We start from the raw sequence: 21,135 nt of genomic DNA, 5'->3' as shown, positions 1-21,135 counted from the left end.
TTTTTGGGCAAAAGATGCACCTGTTTACTTCTAAATTCAGCAAACTTTCAGCGGGTTGATAAAGGTGAATATTTTTTCAAAGCTGCAGCATTTTTTGGGAATGAAATTGAAAAATTGGGGATAGTAATGGGGTGCTCAAAAAAAATATGAAGGATGGTGTATTTTGCATGCAACAAAGTAAAAAAGAATTCGCATCAAAAGAAATCAGCAATACGTTCAGAAGGCTTGCGGCAAGATACATAGTTGCAGCGTTTTTGGCCATTTCGTTGATGCTGAGCATGCCGCATACGGGACACGCGATCGGCAAGCACGCCAAAGGGCCCGATGTTTATGTCATTCAAGGAATGCTGAAATCATTAGGCAGCTATTCAGGTCCCATTGACGGCTATTACGGAGCATCGACCGTGCGCGGCGTTAAGTACTATCAGAAAAAACATGGTTTGCCGGCTACCGGAGCGGTTGATGTTAAAACGCTACAATCTATTTCTTACTCGTACGCTGATTTGAAGGCGTCAATGAAAGCAAAAAGCAAAGCAAAATGGAATGGCAAAGCAAAGTCTATCGGAAAAGGTAACGGAGCAGGTGGCGGAGCAGGCGGCGGTGCTGGTGGCGGAGCAGGCGGCGGTGCTGGTGGCGGAGCAGGCGGCGGTGCTGGTGGCGGAGCAGGCGGCGGAGCAGGCGGCGGTGCTGGTGGCGGAGCAGGTGGCGGAGCAGGCGGCGGTGCTGGTGGCGGTGCTGGTGGCGGAAATGGCAGCGGCCAAGGCGAGAACCAAGGCAAGTCTGGCGGGATTGGCGGTGGCCAAGGCGAGAACCAAGGCAAGTCTGGCGGGATTGGCGGTGGCCAAGGCGGTAACCAAGGCAAGTCTGGCGGAATCGGCGGAGGCCAAGGCGAGAACCAAGGCAAGTCTGGCGGAATTGGCGGAGGCCAAGGCGGTAACCAAGGCAAGTCTGGCGGAATTGGCGGAGGCCAAGGCGGTAACCAAGGCAATAGCGGCCCGTCAGAGAACCAAAGCCCAGGCGGTACTCAAACGGAAAACCAAAGCAAAAGCGGAGCTCAACAATAATCGAGCTTCAGATATGCATGCTAAAAAGGACCTCTCGCGAGGTCCTTTTTAGCATGCAGAAACAAGAGGATATTGTTATTGCATAAGAAGCACCTGCATGAAAAAACAATTTCAAACCGAAACCGAAACCGAAACCGAAACCGAAACCGAAACCGAAACCGAAACCGAAACCGAAACCGAAACCGAAACCGAAACCGAAACCGAAACCGAAACCGAAACCGAAACCGAAACCGAAACCGAAACAAAGCTGCTGGCACCGCGGAGTTAAAAACGATTAAATAAGTGCACATCATTCTAAAAAAACATACATACGCGAATTTTTTCGGCATGCTACGATAGTTCATATTTGATCATTAAGGCTATAGCTTGCGGACGTGCAAGCAAACCATAATCGGATTAGAAGCAAGAAGCAAGAAGCAAGAAGCAAGAAGCAAGAAGCAAGAAGCAAGAAGCAAGAAGCAAGAAGCAAGAAGCAAGAAGTAAGATCCAAGAAGTAATAAGCAATGGCAAATGGAGGGTTAAATAAAAATATGCAAAACAATAATAGGATTAACAATCCGATTTTGACCGGCTTTAATCCGGATGCTTCTTTACTGAGAGTGGCCGAGGATTACTACATCGCCACCTCTACCTTTGAATGGTTTCCTGGCGTTCAGCTATACCATTCCAAAGATTTGGCCAATTGGGAGCTGATTCCGCATGCCCTGCAGCGTGTTTCGCAAATTGATCTGAGGGGGAATCCCAGCTCTGGCGGAATATGGGCACCGGCAATCTCTTATCACGAAGGCATTTATTATCTGCTCTATACGGACGTTAAGGCTCGCAAAGGCGTATTCAAGGACCTTTATAATTATTTGGTGACGGCTGACAGCATGAATGGGCCTTGGTCGGAGCCGATTACGCTGAACGGAAGCGGATATGATCCTTATTTGTTCCACGATGATGACGGCACGAAATGGGTGCTCAATATGCAGTGGGATTTCCGGGACAATCATTCGCGGTTCGGAGGTATTTTGCTGCAGCAATATGATCCAAGTAAGCAGAAGCTTGTCGGGCCGATTAAGAAGATATATGAAGGCACAAATATTGGCGTGACCGAAGGTCCGCAGCTGTTTAAACGAAGTGGTTATTATTACCTTCTGGTCGCTGAGGGGGGAACCGGCATAAACCATGCTGCAACGCTCGCCCGCTCGCGTTCGCTTGACGGTCCTTATGAAACAGACCCATCCTATCCGATTATGACGACGCGCGGAGCTCCGGATTATCCCCTGCAAAATGCGGGTCACGGCATGATCGTGGAAACGCAAAACGGCGAGTGGTACATGAGCCATATTTGCAGCAGACCCTTCGCCGGGACCAAGCTGAACCCGCTTGGCCGGGAAACATCGATGCAGCGCCTGAGCTGGACGGAGGATGGCTGGCTGCGTCTCGATCATGAAGGAAGGCTGCCAGCCTTGGCATTTCCTGCACCTGATCTTAAAGCCTGTCCTTTTCCAGAGCTTCCGGCGAAGGATAACTTTGATTCTCCCGTGCTCGGACTTCCGTACCAGACACTGCGCGTGCCAGCAGACGAGTCATGGCTTAGCTTGAAGGAGCGTCCGGGCTATTTGCGGCTGAGAGGACGGGAATCGTTGAGCTCTTGGCATCATCAGAGCATGGTGGCGCGCCGTCTTCAGCATTTCAGCTGCGTAGTTGAGACCTCTTTGATATTTGAACCTGAGAACTTTATGCAGATGGCTGGACTGGTATTTTACTACGATGAATTGGATTATTTTTACCTCCGCGTCACGCATGACGAAGACAACGGACGCAAGCTGGGCGTAGTATCCTCGAACAGCGGCAAGTATAGGGAAGACAGGGCCAGCGAGCTTAACGTCGAGGGCTGGTCCAGCTATTATTTGCGTGCAGTCGTCAAGGAGCGGGCGCTTCAATTCTATGCATCGCAAGACGGAGAAGCATGGATAGCAGTCGGCGGGGTGCTGGATATGGGAGTTTTATCCGACGAATACGGCGGCAAGCTCGGCTTCACAGGAGCCATGGTCGGCTTATGTGCGCAGGATATAAACGGGACGAAAAAACATGCGGATTTTGATTATTTTTCGTATACGGCCAATTAAAACAAAAGGAAGAGGGATTCATCCATGCTGAATGAAAAGGATCAATTGTGGTTAAACGAAGTGATTGTTAGATTGACGACGAAAATGGACGGGGTAAGCGAGAAATCCAAAAATAAAATACCTTATACGACGATTAACGGCGAGCATGATAATCGAGGAGCAGATAACCCGTCAGGCAATGCTACAGATGGCATCAGTTGGTGGACAAATGGCTTCTGGGGCGGCATGATGTGGCTGATGCACCATGAAACCGGCAATGAAAAGTACAAGGAGATTGCGAATATTTCGGAAAATATGCTGGATGAATGCTTCGTACAATATGAAGGCCTTCATCATGACGTTGGATTCATGTGGCTTCCTACAAGCGTTGCGAATTATAAAGTAACGGGCAATGCTGAATCCAAAAAAAGAGCTCTGCATGCTGCTAATCTGCTAGCTGGGCGTTTCAATCTGGCGGGCGGCTTTATCCGCGCATGGAACGACTTGGATGAGCAGGACACAAGGGGCTGGGCGATCATTGATTGTATGTTCAATATTCCTCTTCTCTACTGGGCAACGGAAGAGACGGGAGATCCGCGGTTTATGCAAATAGCGATGAAGCATGCGGATACTGCCATGACGGCGTTTGTAAGACCGGACGGTTCCGTTAATCATATCGTTGAATTTGATCCGTTTAATGGCGGCGTTGTGAAAACCTATGGCGGGCAAGGCTACGAGGAAGGCTCCTCTTGGACAAGAGGTCAAACTTGGGCGCTGTATGGCTTCATGATGAGTTATATTCATACGGGAAAAGAGGAATATTTAAATACCGCGAAACGAATTGCACACTATTTTATAGCCAACATTCCTGACAATGGCATTATTCCGATTGATTTCAGACAGCCGAAAGAGCCAGCATTCGAGGATTCGACAGCAGCTGCCATTGCGGCATGCGGGTTGATCGAGATTGCCAAAGCAGTGGGCGAGCATGAAAAGGACATGTATATGCAAGCCGCAGTGAAACTGCTGAAAACGTTGGATGAATCCCGCAGCGACTGGACCAAGGACTCGGATTGTATTTTATTGAATGGATCGGCCGCTTATCATAGCAATAATCATCACACCGCTATTATTTATGGCGATTATTACTTCATGGAGGCGATTTTCAAGCTTAAAGGCAATGATTTGTATCTCTGGTAAAGCATACGCCGCCGCGCGAGGACTGCTTGTAAATCGGATTCATGCAACATCTTAAATTATCAACACATCCGCCTTAAAAAACTTCATTTAAGCTGTCGGATTTTGATGTTAATCTTAGATCAAGGAACCGGAATTGAACAAGATGATGCGCACGTCTTGCATGAAGATTCCTCTTAAACAGCGGAAATTAAAGGGAGGTCACAAGAATATGACTAAAAAATCACTTATGCAAATGGCATCCATGATGGTGGCACTAACCGTAGTTTTGTCGGCATGCGGCGGCAATAACGGGAACAATGCGACAGCGCCAAGCAACGACGCAGGGTCATCCGAGAATCCTACCGAAGCGCCAAAAAAAGAAGTTAGCTTCACGCTAGCGTACGCGACAGGGGATCCCTCTACGAAGAAAGCAATCGAAACAACGATTGATGCGTTCACGGCTAAAAACCCGAATATTAAAATCGTTAACTATAGCGAAACGACATCGGCCTCTTACTTGGATTGGCTGAAAACAAAGGATGCAGTAGGCCAATTCCCTGACCTCGTCGAAATGCGCGATACAAAAGTATTCGTGGACGCCGGGAAAATCGTTGAGCTTCCTGAGGATCTCAAGGGCTTGTTCACACTGCTCCCGGAATACAGCGGAAAAGTATACAATGCGCCAATCACAGGAACCGCGCCTCAAGGCATCATCTACAGCAAAAAAGCGTATGCAGATGCAGGCGTAACGGAGCTGCCAAAAACGTACGATGAGTTTCTAGCCATTCAAGAAAAGCTAGCGGCAACCGGTATTTCTCCGATCGTAGTCGGCGGCAAAGATATTTTCCATATGGGCTTCTGGACCAACTACTTCTTCATTAACGAGGTATATGCTAAGGATGTTGATTGGAACTCGAAGCGCACAGCCAAAACGGCAAGCTTCACGGATGCCGGTATGGTTCAAGCGGTAACCGATTACAAAGAGCTGTTCAGCAAATATGTGGATAAAGGCTGGCTCAGCACGGCTGATAACCAAACCGCATCGATTCTAGTCAGCGGAAAAGCGGCTCAGCTATTCTCCGGCCCTTGGATGTTCGGCCAAATTGCCGAAGCGGATCCAAGCTTTGAATTCGGCTTCTACGCCATACCTGATCGCAGCGGCAAGATCAATATTAATGCGCTGCCAAGCCTTGCAGGCTGGTCCTTATCGGCTGAAGGCGCCAAAGATCCAGACAAAGTGGAAGCAATGAAATCATTCATTACATTCTTCTTTGAACCCGAGCAATACGCTTCTTACCTAGCAACCGTTAACGGTATTCCGACTACGACTGCGGAAGTGACCTACGAAACAGGCGAGCAAATGAAAGAAGTGCTCCGACTGGTAAGCGACTCCTCAGTCAACAAATACTTGGGGCTTGCTAACTGGTTTGGCGACAATGCGATTCCACCGCAATTCCGCAACTGGTATTACAAACTGCTGCAGGAGCTCGTTCTAACGAATGGCGATGTTACCGAATATATGAAAAAAGCAGATGCCGAATATGACAGCAACGTGAAAGCGAATCAACAATAATTACTGCAAAAAAAACCGGCATAAGAAAAATAAGAGAGCAGCCTCTGCTTACGCGGAGGTTCTCTTTCTATCAAGCACTTAGGAGGTAGGAGAGCCATGGTTGCCCAGCTAAAGAAAAAGAAATGGACAAATTATGCCATCTGGTTTATATTGCCCGCATTTCTACTGTATACGGCTTTCGTCATCGTCCCGACGCTGAGCAGCGTATATTTAAGCTTTACCTCATGGGACGGGCTAAGCAGCCATATCCGTTACATCGGTTTCGAGAACTTCAGAGAAATAGTTAGCAGTCCACGGGTACACAACGCACTTAAGAATACGTTGATATTTGCCTTCTCGCTCGTTATTTTGGAGAATGCGCTCGCACTGCTGCTTGCCATTCTAGTGGATCAAGTACGCTGGCTGCGCAACTTTTTCCGCAGCATCTTTTATTTCCCGGTATTGATGAGCGGTATTATTATGGGCTTCATATGGATGATTATCATGAACTATAACTTTGGCGTATTAAATCAATTGTTGGATATGATAGGTCTCGGTTCCCTAAAGGCGGATTGGCTGGGAGATCCTGATTTCGCATTAATTGCGATCATCCTCTCTACCGTCTGGAAGGCGGCCGGTTACTATATGGTCATTTATTTGGCAGGATTGCAAGGCATCCCGCAAGAGCTGCATGAAGCGGCGAGCATTGACGGTGCGAATCGCTGGCAGCAATTCCGCAGCATTACATTCCCGCTGCTTGCGGGCGCTATGACGGTTTGCTTGATGCTGTCGATGATCGGCTCGCTGAAGATCTTCGATCAAATCGCGGTAATGACGGACGGCGGTCCGGGATTTGCAACGGAAACGTTGACGTACATCATCTATAAAGTCGGTTTCGGTGAATTAAGACAAGGCTTTGGTACGGCGCTATCTATGGTATTGTTCCTGCTCACGCTCGTGATCTCCCTGGTCCAAATTAAAGTCCTTCGGAAAAGAGAGGTGCAGATGTAGGATGAAAAAAAAGATCAAAGCTAATGACGTCGTTGTTTTCGCCGTTACATTTGTCATCGCAATCATTTTCGCTTTCCCGATTTACTTTAACATCATGTCCGCGTTCAAGAGCAATGGGGAAATCATGCGTGATGCCATCGCTTTTCCCAAAGGCCTTTATCTCGATAGCTTCAAATATTTGCTGACGGAAACGCAATATCCCGCTGCGATGCTGAACAGCGCGATTCTAACCTTCGTATCCATTGTAGCTATGGTTCTTGTGATCCCAATGGCGGCGTACGCCATAGAACGAACAAACAGCAAATGGACAAACAGCGTGTTTACTTATTTTCTGTTCGGGATGATGGTTCCGTTCCAGGTCTACATGATTCCGTTATTCAAGCAGCTTAAGCTGATCGGTTTGTTCGGCACGCTGACAGGTCCTATCCTTGTCTATATTTCCGGCTCAGTGGGCTTCGGCGTCCTGCTCTACACAAGCTTCCTCAAAGGGATTCCAAAAGAAATCGAGGAATCCGCGGAAATCGACGGCTGCTCAAGAACCGGTATTTTCTGGCGCATCGTATTCCCGCTGCTTGGGCCGGTTACGGCAAGCATGGTCGTCCTTCAAGGACTTGGCATATGGAATGACTTCTTGATGCCGATGATGGTGCTTCCGGCAGGGCAAGCCAAAACGATGATCGTAGAGCTGTTCTATTATGTTGGCGAATTCTCGTCGCGCTGGGACATGATATTCGCGGGAACGACCATGTCGCTCATTCCCGTGCTCATCGCATTCCTTTCGCTGCAGAAATATTTCGTCAAAGGCGTCTCGTCAGGCGCGATTAAGGGCTAAGCCCGAACGTACAATCGAAGCCTATCGCCTACAGCCGGAAGCTCCTTTTTAGGAATTTCCGGCTGTAGCTATTGGATCCCTCTCTTCCTGAAGCGGGTATCGGTTGAACAAGATATGGTAAGATAAAGGATGGACGGCTTGGGTGATAGGAGGGTGCGGATGAAAGCATGGCGGCTTAGATGGAACAGCGTGTTCGTGAAGTTTTCGGTTGCTTTTATATTAGTGGGGTTGATTCCCTTATTCGCGCTTAGCTATTTCTCTGTTCAAACCTTTACTGGGCACGTAGAGCGATACACGAACGATAATTTGCGCCAGATGGTTCTCTATATCAGCTACAATTTGAATTCCGCATTCAATAACTACAATGAAATATCCATGTTGATGTACACCGGACGGTATGAGGGGATGCAGGACAGCTTCTCGGACAATCAGACGCGCAACGTGAATGAATTGCAGCAAATCAACACCGTTCCCATCGATGCGTTTCTCAAAATGATCATGTACAGCGACCGCTATATAACAAGCGCTTATTTCGTGCGCACGACTGACAAAAAGCTTTTCTATCAAACCAAAGAAAACAAAGTCGTTATATCGGAGCAGCTGCCCGTCGGTGAATGGCTCGATACGATGAAGGATGATCCTACGGGGCTCATGATCTATCCGACGCATGACGATTATTATATTTTTAATTCTCAAGACAAGGTGATTACGATCGGGCGCAATTTAATCGATACGTCAGGCACGCTTACAAAGGATCCCAAAATCGTGGGCACTTTGTTTTTTGACGTGGATGCCAGAGTGGCAGATCAATTTCTGCGCGAGTTGAACTTGGGAGAGAAGGACGAGCTTTACGTGCTCGATAGCAAGGAACGTCCCTATTTCAGCAATAAAGAATTGGCATCCCTTCCATCTCCGCTGTCAACGGATTCAGACCGAGATAAGCTCATTCTGAGCGAGGAGATTCCGTTCATAAAAGGCAAGCTGCTCGTTAAATTCGAGAATGCCAAAATTTATAAACAGCTTGGTACGACCAGCACGGCCGTCTATATCGCAATCGGAATCTGCTCGCTCGTGCTCATCATTATGGGGACATGGTTCTCCAAGCGGCTGGCAGCACCGATACGCGGGCTAATCAAGCAGATGACCAAGGTGGAATCCGGCAATCTGGAAATTCAGATCGAAGTGAAAAGCAATGATGAAATGGGCAGGCTGGCACATGGCTTCAACCGAATGGTCGATCGTCTGCAAGTGTTCATCAATGAGGCATATGTAGCGGAGATCAAGCAGAAGCAGACGGAGCTGAACGCGCTGAAGAGCCAAATCCGTCCGCATTATTTATACAATACGCTAGAGGTCATCCGTATGAATGCCGTTCACAGCGATGCGGATGAAGTTGCGGATATGATCCTCTCCTTATCGAATCAATTGAAATACGTCATTGACTACGGAGAGGATTGGGTGACGATCCAGCGTGAGCTGGAGCATCTGAAGGACTACTTCTACATTATACAAGTAAGATTCGAGAATCGGTTCGAGCTTCGATGCGACATCGCTGAGGATGTGAATATGGATTGGCCGATTCTGAAGCTTTCGTTGCAGCCTATTGTTGAAAATGCGGTCCAGCATGGACTGCGGATGAAAGGGAAGGGTACGGTTCAAATATCAATCGAATGCGTAGAGGATAAGCTGGCTGTTACCGTTTATGATGACGGTATCGGCATGGATAAAGACGAGCTGGACCGGCTTAGCTTGATGCTGGGCGATGCGGCCGCTCCTTCCAAGAATGTCGGCGTCAAAAACGTACATGAAAGAATTAAATCGGTCTGCGGAGAAGGCTACGGCCTCTCGATAAGCAGCCGCAAGCATGTCGGCACCTCGGTGCTGATGCTATTTCCGGTAAAGGAGGAATTGCCTCATGATACGACTCATTCTGGCCGATGATGAACCGATCATTATTAAAGGGCTGCGGAAGCTGATTGACTGGGAATCATTCGGGATGGAAATCGTCGGGCATGCCTATGACGGGAACGAGCTTATGCAGCTAATCGAGGAGCTTCAGCCGGATCTGGTCATTAGCGATATCAGCATGCCGCATCAAACGGGAATCGATATCATTAAAGAGATTAAGCGCAGAAGCTTGCCTGTCCATGTGATTTTTATAAGCGCTTATCAAGAGTTTTCCTACGCGCGAGATGCGGTTGCCTTCGGAGCGATCGATTATTTGGTGAAGCCGGTCGTCAAGCAGCAGCTTGAGAGCGTGCTGGATAAAGCAATATCCTTGATTACGGAGCTGAATGAAGAGCAGAAACGAAAAGGGAAGCTGCAGCTGCTTGAGCGGAAGAGCAAGCATGAAGAGATGCAGGATGCTTTAATTCAATTGACGGATGGGAATTTATCGGCGAAAACGAGGTCTTATCAGGAGACGGCGAAGCAGCTTCAAGGACCGTATTATTCGGTTTTAATCGTAGAGGTAGAGCATTTGAAGGAAGAATCGGACCGCTGGACAGAGAAGGAGAAAAAACTTATCGAGTTTGCGATTGGCAATGTGCTGCAGGAGGTCATTATTGATACTGGCATTGGCTACGTGTTCATCAAGCAGAATCAACATGTTGCTGTTGTCAGCCATGATGACATGGATATGCCGATTCTGTTAGCTGAGGATACGCAGCGGAAGATAGAGACATTCCTCAAGCTGAAGGTATCGATCGCGATTGGGCGTCCTGTCAGCGAGCTGTTGAAACTAGCAGACGCTTACGCCGAAGCGGATCAAGCCATGGAAATGAAGTATTTCGTCGGACTGAACCGCGTGTTAAGCTATGCACCGCAGAGCAAGGTGCATGCCTTCGATAAACAGCTGTATGATGCTCAATGGGATGTCATCCGCAGTATTACGGCAAAGAGGTGGCCGGAGGTTCAGGTTTCGCTGACCGTGTGGCTTCAGATGATAAAGAACGAAACGTTCGGAAACCGTTCGCTTGCCGATTCGACCTGCTTCTCCTCCGTGTCCTTTATTATCCAAGAGCTCTCGAAGTCAGGCGTACACCTTTCGGAGCGCGCTTTGGACAAACGGGAGCTGCAGCAGCTCCTCGCTGGGTTTGAAACGTTTGATCGAATGAGCGATGAAATAATCGGTTTGTTCGAGAAAACCTATAACGAGCTGGACAGTGATTCCGGCAATAAGGATAAGATCGTGCTTGCCAAGATCAAGCAATATATCAATGAACATTACCGAGAAGAGATTACGCTGGAATCTATGGCGAGCATGGCGTTCATGAACCCCTACTACTTCAGCAGCTTCTTCAAAAAACATACGAAGCAAAACTTTAAGCAGTACGTGACTGAGGTGCGAATGAGACATGCTGCGGATATGCTCAGCCTGACCGATCTCATGGTCTATGAGATCGCAGAAAAGGTCGGGTATAACAACGCAAGACATTTCAGTGATATGTTCAAAAAGAGGTATGGCAGGCTTCCCATGGATTACCGTCAGGATACGAAAAAAACGACTTGACCTTCTTTGCGAAACAAGCTGGCCGGACGCTCCGGCTAGCTTGTTTGCTGTTTCTGGATGAATTCGATTGCAAAAGCCGTTTAAATGATATAACATGATATATTATTAGCATTCGACTTATAGGCAGGAATGGAAGAGGGGCTCGCTATGAACGAAACTTCATCTAAACCGATGTACGAAAAAATATTCGAATCCGTTAAAAAACAAATTGTAACGAACGTATATGGAGTCGGCGAGCGAATCCCTTCGGAGAAGGAATTGGCTGAAGCTTATAAAGTGAGCCGAATCACGAGCAAGAAGGCGTTGGAGCTGCTTACGAATGAACGATTGATCGTGAGAAAGCCGGGGAGAGGCTCATTTGTTGCCGATCCTGAAACGGACTTTGGTCCGATGCCTGCGGCATCACAGGCGCCGGCCTCGGCGTTCACAGCGGATATGACGACAATTGGGCTAGTCATTACTGATTTCGGCAACAGCTATGGTACGGGATTGATATATGGCATGGAAGAGGCTTCCAGAGATCATGATTGCTTTCTCGTGCTGCGGAGATCCTTTGGCATTCCAGCCAATGAAGAGCTTTCGATACAGAAGCTGCTTCATTTGGGCGTGGACGGCTTGATCGTATTTCCGGCACAGGGCGAATATTTCAATGAGGAAATATTAAAGCTGGTCATTAGCCGATTTCCGCTGGTGTTGATCGACCGTCATCTAAAAGGCGTATCAGCAGCCTCGATCAGCACGGACAATGCCGCAGCGGCAAGGAAAGCGACGGCATTTCTGTTCGAGCTGGGACATCGCCATATATCCTTTCTATCGCCGCCGCCGACGGATACGACAGCCGTTGAGGACCGCGTTGAGGGCTTTATCCAGGCGTTTGCCGAGCATGGCATCGCCGTAGATAAAGATTTGTGGGTAAGCGACCTGACTTCTACGCTGCCCAATTCCTTTAACGAAAACAACATCGAAGAGGATGTTCAAAGGCTGATGGCGCATTTGAAGCGCCACCCGGATATTACGGCTCTGTTCGCGATTGAATATAATATTGCGCTGCTTGCGAAAGCGGCAGTGGAGCGGTCAGGTCTGCGCATCCCCGAGGACATATCCATCATTTGCTTCGACAGTCCGCCTACGGGACTTGGCGGGGGTTATGCTTTTACGCATATTCGACAAAACGAAGAAGAGATGGGACGTTTGGCAGTCGGCCATGTGCTGCGCATTATGCAGGGGCAAGCCGTACCTAATAAGGTGATGCTGGAAGCGGATTTAATTATCGGAGATTCAACTGCCATAGCACGCCAAGAGTACCCTTGATGGTCAGGGGTATTTTTTTTGCAATAGAACAGAACTAAAATGATATATTAGCTTGTAAAATGTCGAATTAAATTCATATTGACATACACACTACATACTAATATACTCAATTTATGAAAGCGGTTACGGTTTGTCGGGGATAACCTCTTTCGCAGCATAAACATAAATACGAAAAGGGAGGCACGGCAATGAAAACGAAAAAATGGTTAATGACAGGGACAGCGATGCTGCTCGTCATAGGGCTTCTTGCAGGATGCTCGGGTAACAACGCAAACCAGAATAACACAGACGGTTCTACGAATGCGGAGGGCGGCAACAAAACAAACGCAAAGGCAGTGGAATTAACCTTCTGGGGCGATTGGGGCGGCGAGGGTCAAGCACAATTCGAGACCATGGTCGATGCCTTCAATAAATCGCAAACCAAAATACATGTCAAGTATGTCCTCCAGCAGGACATGATTACGAAATTTCTAACGGCTGCAACGTCTGGAGGCTCACCGGACATTCTGTTCTGGGACCGCTGGCGGACTTCCCTTTATGCACCCAAAAACGTGCTGCATCCGATTAATGAATACTTAGAGCGTGACGGCATCTCGCGCGATGATTATTATGAGGAATCGCTGAAGGAACTTTCCCTGAACGACAACCTATACGGTCTGCCGCTTACGGTCGATGCGCGCGCTCTCTTCTATAACAAAAAGCTGCTTGCTGAAGCTGGTGTGGAGCCGCCAAAAACATGGGATGAGCTTGCAGACGCTGCTGCTAAGCTAACGAAATGGAATGGAAATAAGCTTGAAGTAGCAGGCTTCTCGCTTGGCGATGTCGGTTTATTCAATATGTATTTGCAGCAAGCGGGCGGACAAATGCTTACTGAGGATGGAAAAACGAATTTCAACAACGATCAAGGAAAACAAGTTCTTCAATATTGGGACCGTATGTTGAATCAAGACAAAGTATACAAAGTAGGCTTTGAGCAAGGGCTGGGAGAAGGACAGGATGCATTCGTAACCGGCAAACTGGCTATGCAGTATACGGGGCCTTGGATGTTAAGCACTTATAAAAAATACGGCAAGGACTTAGATTTCGGAATCGTTCCTCCTCCAGCGGGACCAAATGGCGACAAAGCAAGCGTAATGGGCGGCTTTGGACTCGTGATTCCCGAAGGAGCGAAACATAAGGAAGAGTCATGGGAGTTTATTAAATGGTGGCTTGCGAATAAAGACAATGCGCTTCTGTGGGCCAAAACAAGCTTGAACATTCCAGGCTACAAGCCTGCGCTGGAGGATCCGTTCTTCAAGGATGACCCATTCTGGCAGCCGTTTATGGAAACGCTTGAATTCGCGAAGGTACGCCCGAACCATCCAGGATACTCGGTTATGGAGGGCGATGCCCTCACACCGAATTTGCAGCTATTCCAGCAGAACAAGCAAAGCATCGAGGACACGCTTAAGAAAGCACAGGATCAAGGCGACAAGCTGCTGCTGGATAACCAGGAAGTGAAATAAAACTTACGTTCGTCAATCAGAAAGGTAGGAACTCCTCCCTTTCTCCAAGTGAAGGGAGAGTTTTTATGGCTTCCGTAAGAAAGCTGGAGCGTCATCAGGCAAGGACCGCTTACTTGTTCATCACTCCGACGATGCTGCTGTTTCTTGTGTTTACGGTTATTCCGGTCTTTATGGCGCTTTATTTGAGCTTCACCAATTACGATGTATTGAGCCGCAAGGACTGGGTAGGCTTTGATAATTACCGCCGTCTGCTCGACGACCAATTATTATGGGTAACGTTCAAAAACGTCTTTCTATATGCGGTCATATTCGTACCGTTCAATATTATCATTTCGCTCGCCTTAGGCATTCTGATGAACCGAGCTTGGCGAGGCATTAAGCTGTTCCGCACGCTGAATTATTTGCCAACCTTAACATCATCTGTAGCGGCGGCAACCGTATGGATTTGGCTGCTGCATCCCGAGTTTGGTTTGGTTAACGGACTGCTGTCCTATGTGGGCATTACAGGTCCAGCTTGGGTTGCCCAGACGGAGACCGCGATGCTGTCCATTATTATGGTGACGCTCTGGCAATCGGTTGGCTCCAATATGATCATCTACCTTGCAGGCTTGCAAGGGGTGCCTGATTATTTGTATGAATCCGCAAGGCTTGACGGAGCAACCAAGGTGGACTGCTTCCGGTTTATTACTTGGCCGCAGCTAAGGCCGACGACCTTTCTGGTCAGCACCTTATCCATTATCGGGGCGCTGCAATTGTTTGATCAAGCATTCGTGCTTACGCAGGGCGGGCCTGCCAATGTGACCAAAACACCGGTTTATTTGATCTACCAGCAAGGATTCAACCAGCTGCAAATGGGCTATGCATCAGCTCAGGCGTTCGTACTAGCCGTCGCGATTCTTATTTTCTCCATCATTAATATGAGAATAACAAAAGCGGAAGAATCCGTTATATAGGGAGGAGAGCTGCAAATGGGAACGATTGGAGATACTCCTCTCAGCAAGGGGTTTAAGAAGACGATCTATTATGTCGGATGCGCTTTAATTGCCATCGTCATGTTTTTGCCTTTTTACTGGAGCGTGCTTACCTCGATCAAGCCGGATGAACAAATATTCGCGATGCCAATCCAGTGGCTGCCGACCGACATTACGTTCGAGCATTACAAGAAAGCATTTACGACGGTGCCATTCGGTTTGTACTTCTGGAACTCGTTCGTCCTGGCCGCGGCAGGCGTATTGTTTAACCTGTTTCTGGGATCGCTCGCCGGTTACGCATTCGCTAAGCTGAAATTCAAGCTGAGCCAGCCTTTATTTCGTGTTTTGCTGGCGGCGATGATGATCCCTGGCATCGTGACGATGATTCCGAGCGTGTACGTCTTGCAGCATTTGCCGCTCTTTGGCGGCAATGATCTGCTCGGTTCAGGAGGACATGGGCTCATGAATTCCTTCTGGGGGATTATTCTCCCGGGCGCTTCCGGAACGTTTGCCGTCTTCTTTATGCGGCAGTTTTTTCTTACCTTACCGACAGACATGCTGGAGATGGCGCGGATCGAAGGCTGCGGGGAATTTATGATTTTCTGGAAAATATATTTGCCGCTAACGAAGCCAGCGCTTGCAACACTAGGCATCTTTACGTTTCAAGCAGGCTGGAACAGCTTTCTTTGGCCGATGATCGTACTGAATGATCCCGCGAAAGCGACGATCCAAATGGGCCTGCAGGCATTTTCCTACAATTTTCAAACGGATTTCGGCCCGATGATGGCAGGCGCGCTGGTTGCCATACTGCCGATCTTGATCTTATTTCTGCTCTTGCAGCGTTACTTTGTTCAAGGCATCGCATTCAGCGGCATTAAAGGATAATCAACTAGCGAGATTGATCATGACCTAGGGGGAGAAGTTACATGAGCCAGATGGCAATCGGAGTATGGGAGAAGCGGGCCGATGAATCACAGTCAGCCCTGGAGCAGTTTTTCTGGAATGGCGAAATAAAGATGTACAATATTGAAACGCCATGTCCTAACGGCATATGCAACACGATTTTTCATTATTGGTGGATGGCCCATGCGGTCGATGTATTGGTTGACGGGCTAGTTAGGACGGGGGCCCCTCATTATGCGGACAGATTGGCCCAATTCTATATCGGCATTGTTGAGCGGAACGGAGGGGCATTGCCAAACGAGCTTTACGATGATATGGAATGGATGGCGCTTGCATGGCTTCGCGCTTATAAAGCAACTGGGGAAGAAAAATATAAGGCAGCAGCATTGGAGCTGTGGGCGGATATCAAAACGGGCTGGAACGAGCATATGGGGGGCGGAATCGCTTGGCAGAAATCCCAGCTAGATTATAAGAATACCCCTGCGAACGCGCCAGCAGTCATATTAGCCGCCAAGCTGTACCTGGAGTTCAAGGCTGACGATGACTTGGCGTGGGCATTGAAAATCTACAAATGGCAAAAGGAAAAATTAGTAGATCCGGAGACTGGCTTCGTATGGGACGGGATGAATCGAAACGGTGACGGCGCCGTTGATAAAGAATGGAAATTCACGTACTGCCAAGGCGTGTATATCGGAGCTGGTGTTGAGCTTTTCCGTGCAACTGGCGAACAAAGCTACCTGCAGGATGCAAGCCGTTCCTTCCGCGCAGCCGTTGCAGAGCTTGCCGATCCGGCAACAAGCGTGCTGCCGGATGAGGAGACAGGCGACGGCGGGTTGTTCAAAGGCATCCTCATCCGATATGCTGCTGAGCTGGTGAAGGAAACCGGGGATACAGGTGCCTTGCAGCTGCTTCTGCGCAATGCCGAGCAGCTATGGCTGAATGGGAAGTCGCAGGGCGAGGCGCTGTTTAACCACAATTGGACGGAAAAGCCTGGCGAGACGGTAACGCTCAGCGTGCAGCTCAGCGGAATCATGCTGCTGGAAAAAATGGCGGAGAACGAGCGATGAGCACGAACAGTACAGTTGACTTCGTACAGGATGCTTTGTTCAGCCATTACTGGAACGAAGAGGCAAAGATAATGAACCAATGGTATCCGAAGGAAGCGAGCCAGCCGAATGAAAATTACTATTATTGGTGGCAGGCACATGTTATCGATGTTTTTGTCGATGGGCTGAACCGCACTGGCGACCGGAAATATCAAGCTCGAATTGAGGCGATTTACGAGGGTATTCTTGCTAGCAATGGCGGGACCTTTCTCCACCATTATTACGATGACATGGAGTGGCTCGCGCTAGCCCTGCTTAGAATCTATTCAATCACCCTTGATGAGAAATACAAGAGCAGCGTCCTTGAGCTATGGGCAGATATCCAAACCGCTTGGAGCGACCAGATGGGCGGCGGCATGGGCTGGAACAAGGGACAAAAGGATTATAAAAACACGCCGGCCAATGCGCCAGCTGCCATATTAGCCGCAAGGCTTTATCAATCCTTCGGGAACGAGGCCGATCTTGACTGGGCGGTTCGTATCTATAAGTGGAACTTGGACTATCTCGTTGATCCGCAGACGGGCTTCGTTTGGGATGGAATGAACCGCAATGGCGATATGCAAATCGACTACGATTGGGAGTTCACCTATTGCCAAGGGGTATTTATCGGCGCAGGGGTGGAGCTGTACCGCTGCACGGGAGAGCAGCAGTATCTGGAGGATGCTAAGCGTACCGCAGCGGCTTGCTTTGACCGATTCGCGAAGCCTAATCAGCTTATATTACCGGATGAGGGCATCGACGATACGGGCTTGTTCAAAGGCATATTGATCCGATATTTGGTGGAGCTGCAGCGTGAAGCGCCTGAAATGAATATGATTGCGGATATTATAGAAGCAAATGCTGCCGTTTTTGTTGCAAAAGGCTTAGAGCCGCATTATGGATTATGCGGTCCATCCTGGGAGAAGCAGCCTGAGCTGCCTGTTCAATTAAGCGTACAGCTGAGCGGCGTTATGCTGATGGAAGCCGCAGAATTAGTCAAAAAGGTAGAATCATAGATGTATTGGACCTCCATAGCGGATTATTGCAGCAGCCTCTCCATTATATGGTTCAGTTGGACTTTCGATGGGAAATGAGCTATTATACTATCGACCAAATGAATAGAGTGCTAGATTTGCTCTAATGAGGAGTGGAATGCGTTGAAGCTTAGGGGAAAAACAGCCATTTTAATCGGATTACTAGTCGTATTATTAATAGGGACTTCCATGCAGGCATTCGCATACGAGGCGCAATTGAAGCCGTTTCGCGATGTGAAGGAGCAGGATTGGGCGGCGGAATCTATCTATCGGTTAGTCGCGATGGGCGTGGTGACCGGCTATGAGAATGGAACCTATCAGCCGGATACGGCCCTTACGAGAGAGGCGTTTGTTAAGCTGCTCGCGCAGTCGGTCAAGCCGCAGGCAGAGAAGGAAAGAACAGCCGCCATTAAGGATGTAGCGAAGGATCGCTGGTCCTACGGGGACATCAAACAGGCTTATGATGCTGGATGGTTGGATTTGCTGATTCAGGACGGCAAGTTTGTTCCTGCACAGGCGATTAAGCGTGAAGAGGTTGCAGCGTTGACCGGATTCGCTTTGCTGCAAGGAAAGTCTGCCGAAGAGAAGCAGCAATGGCTGGATACGGACTGGAAGGCAGCAGACAAGCAGGCTAATTACGCAGACCGGTCGCAAATCGATAGCAAGCTTGCGCCATACGTGCTGCGGACGTACGCCGATTCCATTATGCAAGGCGATGATAAGGGCAGATTTCTTCCTGGAAAATCGTTGACGAGGCGTGAAGCGGCTGCTACTGTCGATCGGTTGATCAGCTTTCGCAGCAAAGGCAAGCAATTAGAAATTTCCGCCTTTTATGCACCGTCTGGACCTTATAAAAATACGGAACGTTTTGCCGATGCCGGCGAGATTATCTTCGATTGGGCCAAGCTGAGCTATGAGGGAGCAGGCAAGGCGTCACTTGCGTTTGCGCCTCCTAGCGATTGGAAGCAGCTGCTTGCCGCTGCGGATGCGGGCGGCTCCGAGAAGACGCTTATGGTATTTGGCAATACAACGCTGAACAAGCTGGGCGAATTCGTTGTAGACGCGGAAGCGCGCACAGCATTCGTGAATGCATTGGCAGATGTACTCCATGATCCGCAATATGGGTTTGATCGGGTTGCCATTGATTTGGAAGGGCTCGTCCCGGCTTCTTTGAAAGAGCCATTCACTGAGCTCATTCGAGAAGTGAAAATTGCGTTAAGCGATACGACAAAGCTTACGGTAGTTGTTCCGCCTTCCTATTATTATGCCGGTTATGATTATAAAACGCTTGGTGAGCTCGCTGACACGGTGGTGCTGATGGCGTATGAGTTCACTCACGAGGAGAGCGGCTTGCCCTCTGCGCCGCTTACGCTAGTAGGCGACGCCGTACGTAACGCGCTTGGGTACATACCGGCGGATAAGCTGCTGCTTGGCATTTCCAAGCAAGCGAACCAATGGACGACGGCTGCAGACGGAACGGTTGAGTTTTTCCGCTCCCCATCCATTGCGGCCGTCGAAAGCAGAATTGCGACTGAGGGAACTGTCTCGACCATGCAACTGCCATATTTCCTTAATCGCATAACGTTTACGGATACGAGAGGAACGCATTTGCTATGGTATGAGAATTCGGAGAGTATCCAAGCGAAGATGCGCTTGGCGCAAGACATGGGTCTGCGCGGCGTTGCGATTTGGCAAATTAATCAGCTTACCGATGCGGACTGGTCGATCATTTCTTCATTTAACGAGCAGCAATGATCATGAAGGTAAGCATGAAGCAATAATAGGCTTAACAACTATCAGGAAATGCCGGCCGCTAGTGTGGCTGGCTTTTCTTTTTTTATGGGAGCAAAGATATTAATGGTTGAAAAAAAGTAATATGATTTGCAAAAACGGTTAAGTATGCGTTAATTGACGAAGATGTCGGGACCCAGGGACTTCGCGGATTAGTTATGAAGACCGTGTAGTAGGTACAATTATTTAAATCGTGCAGATGCAATGGAAGGCATGAACAGGTATCAAGTCGATGATGACTTTTTTGTGTGAAGAGCAAGAAATCATACGTATGAGAAACAGAGGCAGTCTAGGACTTTTATTCGTCCATGACTGCCTCTGTTTCCATTTGGGAATGAATCTTATGGCAAACCTTATTTTCATCCCATTAAAGCTTAGTTTCTTCCATCGTCAGTTAATGAATGCGCTTTTATAATAAAGGCAGTGACGATTTCGGCGCCGTCGGGGAGTAAGCCGAGCGATATTCCGTAGGGGTAAGACTGGTTTCCTTACGAAAAAATTTGGTGAAGTGATTCGTTTCCTTGAAGCCGCATTGCTCAGCTATGTCCTTGATGCTGAGCGAAGTGGTCGTAAGGAGCTGTTTTGCGCGTTCGGTTCGTTTGCGGTTAACGTATTTGAGCGGCGGAATGCCAAAATGCTTTTTGAAATACGCGCTGAAATAATTCGGATGCAGATGGAGTGCTTCTGCCATTTGATCGATGCTGATGTTCAGATGGAGGCGGCTGTCCACAAACTGCTGAATAATATTTAAACGGCTCATTTCCTCTGAACGATGCTGGAGCACTTGAATCGGCACCGATTCGAGGTAGCGGCTAACGATCTCCAGAAGGATGGCTTTCTCGCGCAACCGAGCTACAATCGTCGACTGTTCATGCCAGGCAATCAGCTCTTGAAATAGGCTTGTCATGCGGGAGTGATCATCGATATCCAGGCATAAAGGGACGCCAATCCACTGAAACAGGTCAAAGGGGCCAGCCAATATGCTGAAGTGGCACCAGTATTTCAAATATGGACGATTATTGCGAGCTGAAAAGGATATACGGGTATGAGCAGGGGTCAGAAAAAGCTGACCGGGCTTTGGATAATAATCGACGCTGCCGATGCGAATCCAACCTTCTCCATCGCAAATGTAATACAGCTTATTATACTCGGGCGTTGAATCGGTTTCAGCCCAGTTCATGGATACTTGCGTTTTATGGGCGATAATCAATTGAAGCTGCAGGGATTGAAGCAATTCGGATAAAGCATGCTGTTCGTTACTTCTCATCATGGTCGTGCACCGCCGTCCGG

At 48.5% G+C, this 21,135-nt stretch carries 17 protein-coding genes; 16 read left to right on the top strand and 1 reads right to left on the bottom strand.

The window, feature by feature from the left end; genetic code table 11:
- Positions 1-167 precede the first annotated feature (167 nt).
- The 16 genes from AB4Z29_RS14920 to AB4Z29_RS14845 all read left to right on the top strand — a co-directional run bounded on the left by AB4Z29_RS14920 (position 168) and on the right by AB4Z29_RS14845 (position 19,809).
- A complete protein-coding gene (locus AB4Z29_RS14920; RefSeq protein ID WP_441943836.1) occupies positions 168-1,064 on the top strand; it encodes a peptidoglycan-binding domain-containing protein in 897 nt (298 codons plus the stop codon).
- 97 nt (positions 1,065-1,161) lie between these two features.
- Positions 1,162-1,332 carry a hypothetical protein gene (locus tag AB4Z29_RS14915; protein WP_441943835.1) on the top strand — a complete coding sequence of 57 codons (171 nt, stop codon included), beginning with the start codon at positions 1,162-1,164 and terminating at the stop codon, positions 1,330-1,332.
- A gap of 262 nt (positions 1,333-1,594) precedes the next feature.
- Entirely contained in the window at positions 1,595-3,181 is a 1,587-nt protein-coding gene (locus AB4Z29_RS14910; protein WP_441943834.1) for a glycoside hydrolase family 43 protein, read from the top strand.
- A 24-nt stretch (positions 3,182-3,205) separates the two neighbouring features.
- Positions 3,206-4,360: a glycoside hydrolase family 88 protein gene (locus tag AB4Z29_RS14905; RefSeq protein WP_441943833.1), complete on the top strand. Its 1,155-nt coding sequence runs from the start codon at positions 3,206-3,208 to the stop codon at positions 4,358-4,360.
- A gap of 208 nt (positions 4,361-4,568) precedes the next feature.
- Complete coding sequence (locus AB4Z29_RS14900; RefSeq protein ID WP_441943832.1) at positions 4,569-5,912, top strand: ABC transporter substrate-binding protein; 1,344 nt, start codon at positions 4,569-4,571, stop codon at positions 5,910-5,912.
- 96 nt (positions 5,913-6,008) lie between these two features.
- The gene (locus AB4Z29_RS14895) at positions 6,009-6,902 is read left to right on the top strand and encodes a carbohydrate ABC transporter permease (protein WP_441943831.1); all 894 of its coding nucleotides are present in this window, start codon (positions 6,009-6,011) and stop codon (positions 6,900-6,902) included.
- A 1-nt stretch (position 6,903) separates the two neighbouring features.
- Positions 6,904-7,734 (top strand): carbohydrate ABC transporter permease, encoded by an 831-nt coding sequence (locus AB4Z29_RS14890; protein WP_441943830.1) that lies wholly within the window; start codon positions 6,904-6,906, stop codon positions 7,732-7,734.
- A gap of 159 nt (positions 7,735-7,893) precedes the next feature.
- A complete protein-coding gene (locus AB4Z29_RS14885; protein ID WP_441943829.1) occupies positions 7,894-9,675 on the top strand; it encodes a sensor histidine kinase in 1,782 nt (593 codons plus the stop codon).
- A complete protein-coding gene (locus AB4Z29_RS14880; RefSeq protein ID WP_441943828.1) occupies positions 9,650-11,245 on the top strand; it encodes a response regulator in 1,596 nt (531 codons plus the stop codon). Before AB4Z29_RS14885 ends, AB4Z29_RS14880 begins: the two co-directional genes overlap by 26 nt.
- Positions 11,246-11,392: 147 nt before the next feature.
- Complete coding sequence (locus AB4Z29_RS14875) at positions 11,393-12,556, top strand: GntR family transcriptional regulator (RefSeq protein ID WP_441943827.1); 1,164 nt, start codon at positions 11,393-11,395, stop codon at positions 12,554-12,556.
- Positions 12,557-12,744: 188 nt separating this feature from the next.
- Entirely contained in the window at positions 12,745-14,061 is a 1,317-nt protein-coding gene (locus AB4Z29_RS14870; RefSeq protein WP_441943826.1) for an ABC transporter substrate-binding protein, read from the top strand.
- Positions 14,062-14,126: 65 nt separating this feature from the next.
- Complete coding sequence (locus AB4Z29_RS14865) at positions 14,127-15,014, top strand: carbohydrate ABC transporter permease (protein ID WP_441943825.1); 888 nt, start codon at positions 14,127-14,129, stop codon at positions 15,012-15,014.
- Between the two features lie 15 nt (positions 15,015-15,029).
- The gene (locus tag AB4Z29_RS14860) at positions 15,030-15,917 is read left to right on the top strand and encodes a carbohydrate ABC transporter permease (protein ID WP_441943824.1); all 888 of its coding nucleotides are present in this window, start codon (positions 15,030-15,032) and stop codon (positions 15,915-15,917) included.
- A 41-nt stretch (positions 15,918-15,958) separates the two neighbouring features.
- Complete coding sequence (locus AB4Z29_RS14855) at positions 15,959-17,002, top strand: glycoside hydrolase family 76 protein (RefSeq protein ID WP_441943823.1); 1,044 nt, start codon at positions 15,959-15,961, stop codon at positions 17,000-17,002.
- The gene (locus tag AB4Z29_RS14850; RefSeq protein ID WP_441943822.1) at positions 16,999-18,036 is read left to right on the top strand and encodes a glycoside hydrolase family 76 protein; all 1,038 of its coding nucleotides are present in this window, start codon (positions 16,999-17,001) and stop codon (positions 18,034-18,036) included. Before AB4Z29_RS14855 ends, AB4Z29_RS14850 begins: the two co-directional genes overlap by 4 nt.
- A gap of 141 nt (positions 18,037-18,177) precedes the next feature.
- A complete protein-coding gene (locus tag AB4Z29_RS14845) occupies positions 18,178-19,809 on the top strand; it encodes a glycosyl hydrolase family 18 protein (protein ID WP_441943821.1) in 1,632 nt (543 codons plus the stop codon).
- Positions 19,810-20,254: 445 nt separating this feature from the next.
- On the opposite strand, the gene AB4Z29_RS14840 is transcribed toward AB4Z29_RS14845, so the two are convergent.
- Positions 20,255-21,115: an AraC family transcriptional regulator gene (locus AB4Z29_RS14840; protein ID WP_441943820.1), complete on the bottom strand. Its 861-nt coding sequence runs from the start codon at positions 21,113-21,115 to the stop codon at positions 20,255-20,257.
- Between the last annotated feature and the right edge of the window lie 20 nt (positions 21,116-21,135).

This window comes from Paenibacillus sp. 2TAB23 (assembly GCF_052115165.1).
Lineage (GTDB): Bacteria > Bacillota > Bacilli > Paenibacillales > Paenibacillaceae > Pristimantibacillus.
The sequence above is the reverse complement of the archived record's forward strand: the minus strand, read 5'-3'. Positions and strand labels throughout refer to the sequence as shown.

What these genes read in the sequence shown, in the direction of transcription:
- AB4Z29_RS14885 (WP_441943829.1), top strand. Translation starts at nt 7,894, where the DNA reads ATGAAAGCATGGCGGCTTAGATGGAACAGCGTGTTCGTGAAGTTTTCG.
- AB4Z29_RS14895 (WP_441943831.1), top strand. Translation starts at nt 6,009, where the DNA reads ATGGTTGCCCAGCTAAAGAAAAAGAAATGGACAAATTATGCCATCTGG.
- AB4Z29_RS14890 (WP_441943830.1), top strand. Translation starts at nt 6,904, where the DNA reads ATGAAAAAAAAGATCAAAGCTAATGACGTCGTTGTTTTCGCCGTTACA.
- AB4Z29_RS14870 (WP_441943826.1), top strand. Translation starts at nt 12,745, where the DNA reads ATGAAAACGAAAAAATGGTTAATGACAGGGACAGCGATGCTGCTCGTC.
- AB4Z29_RS14840 (WP_441943820.1), bottom strand. Translation starts at nt 21,115, where the DNA reads ATGATGAGAAGTAACGAACAGCATGCTTTATCCGAATTGCTTCAATCC.
- AB4Z29_RS14900 (WP_441943832.1), top strand. Translation starts at nt 4,569, where the DNA reads ATGACTAAAAAATCACTTATGCAAATGGCATCCATGATGGTGGCACTA.
- AB4Z29_RS14860 (WP_441943824.1), top strand. Translation starts at nt 15,030, where the DNA reads ATGGGAACGATTGGAGATACTCCTCTCAGCAAGGGGTTTAAGAAGACG.
- AB4Z29_RS14905 (WP_441943833.1), top strand. Translation starts at nt 3,206, where the DNA reads ATGCTGAATGAAAAGGATCAATTGTGGTTAAACGAAGTGATTGTTAGA.
- AB4Z29_RS14915 (WP_441943835.1), top strand. Translation starts at nt 1,162, where the DNA reads ATGAAAAAACAATTTCAAACCGAAACCGAAACCGAAACCGAAACCGAA.
- AB4Z29_RS14880 (WP_441943828.1), top strand. Translation starts at nt 9,650, where the DNA reads ATGATACGACTCATTCTGGCCGATGATGAACCGATCATTATTAAAGGG.
- AB4Z29_RS14865 (WP_441943825.1), top strand. Translation starts at nt 14,127, where the DNA reads ATGGCTTCCGTAAGAAAGCTGGAGCGTCATCAGGCAAGGACCGCTTAC.
- AB4Z29_RS14910 (WP_441943834.1), top strand. Translation starts at nt 1,595, where the DNA reads ATGCAAAACAATAATAGGATTAACAATCCGATTTTGACCGGCTTTAAT.
- AB4Z29_RS14850 (WP_441943822.1), top strand. Translation starts at nt 16,999, where the DNA reads ATGAGCACGAACAGTACAGTTGACTTCGTACAGGATGCTTTGTTCAGC.
- AB4Z29_RS14920 (WP_441943836.1), top strand. Translation starts at nt 168, where the DNA reads ATGCAACAAAGTAAAAAAGAATTCGCATCAAAAGAAATCAGCAATACG.
- AB4Z29_RS14875 (WP_441943827.1), top strand. Translation starts at nt 11,393, where the DNA reads ATGAACGAAACTTCATCTAAACCGATGTACGAAAAAATATTCGAATCC.
- AB4Z29_RS14855 (WP_441943823.1), top strand. Translation starts at nt 15,959, where the DNA reads ATGAGCCAGATGGCAATCGGAGTATGGGAGAAGCGGGCCGATGAATCA.